This window comes from Streptomyces sp. NPDC012935 (assembly GCF_042900345.1).
In the GTDB taxonomy this organism is placed as follows: Bacteria; Actinomycetota; Actinomycetes; order Streptomycetales; family Streptomycetaceae; genus Streptomyces.
This window is the reverse complement of sequence record NZ_JBIBBC010000109.1, coordinates 1-1,113: the sequence shown is the minus strand read 5'-3', so window position 1 is coordinate 1,113 and position 1,113 is coordinate 1. Positions and strand designations below refer to the sequence as shown.

The 1,113-nt window shown below is 73.1% G+C and carries 2 protein-coding genes; both read right to left on the bottom strand.

The features are described 5' to 3' along the window. Positions 1-236: LacI family DNA-binding transcriptional regulator (locus ACFY5C_RS41915; protein ID WP_389455358.1), on the bottom strand; the 236-nt coding region annotated here is incomplete at its 3' end. Positions 237-340: 104 nt separating this feature from the next. Continuing rightward, entirely contained in the window at positions 341-1,111 is a 771-nt protein-coding gene (locus tag ACFY5C_RS41910) for a response regulator transcription factor (protein WP_389455356.1), read from the bottom strand. Positions 1,112-1,113 lie beyond the last annotated feature (2 nt).

Genomic DNA, 1,113 nt, shown 5'->3' with positions numbered 1-1,113 from the left:
TCCCCGAAGAAGGGCTGGCGGGCGTCCGGCACGATCAGGCCTATGAGGTCCGTGCGCCGCGAGGCCATCGCCTGGGCGACCCGGTCGGGCCGGTAGCCCAGCTCCTTGATCGCGGCGAGCACGCGCTCGCGGGTGGCCGGGGCGACCGGCCGGGGTCCGTTGTTGATGACATAGCTGACGACGGCGGTGGATGTCCCCGCCAGTCGTGCGACGTCATCGCGAGTCACCTTGGCCACGCGCGGAGTCTACGCGGATGGACCCGCTCTGGGCAGGGCGTGCGGAAGCGTCCCGTATGCCGGACGGGGCCCGGCCGCGCCGGTGCGCCCCGCCCGGGGTGCCGCTACGCGTCGGCCCGGACCTCGGCGGCGTCCAGGGCGGCCGCTGTGTCCGCATCCGCCGGCTTTGCCCGCCCCGCAGTGGCCTTCGGCTCCTCCGCGGACCGTTCGGGCTTCTCCGGGGTAACGAATCGATAACCGACGTTGCGGACGGTGCCGATCAGCGACTCGTGCTCGGGGCCGAGCTTCGCGCGCAGCCGCCGTACGTGCACGTCCACCGTCCGGGTGCCGCCGAAGTAGTCGTAGCCCCAGACCTCCTGGAGGAGCTGGGCGCGGGTGAAGACGCGGCCCGGGTGCTGGGCGAGGTACTTCAGCAGCTCGAACTCCTTGAAGGTGAGGTCCAGGACCCGGCCCTTCAGTTTCGCGCTGTAGGTGGCCTCGTCCACGGACAGGTCGCCGTTGCGGATCTCCATGGGGGAGTCGTCGTTGACGATCTGCTGGCGGCCCATGGCGAGCCGCAGCCGGGCCTCGACCTCGGCGGGGCCCGCCGTGTCGAGCAGGACGTCGTCGATGCCCCAGTCGGCGGTGACGGCGGCGAGGCCGCCCTCGGTGACGACCAGGACGAGCGGGCAGCCGGGGCCGGTGGAGCGCAGCAGCTGGCACAGGCTGCGCACCTGCGGCAGGTCGCGCCGGCCGTCGACGAGGATGACGTCGGCGCCGGGGGTGTCGACGAGGGCGGGGCCCTCGGCGGGGGCCACGCGCACGTTGTGCAGCAGCAGGCCGAGTGCGGGGAGCACCTCCGTCGACGGCTGGAGGGCGTTGGTCAGGAGCAGCAGAG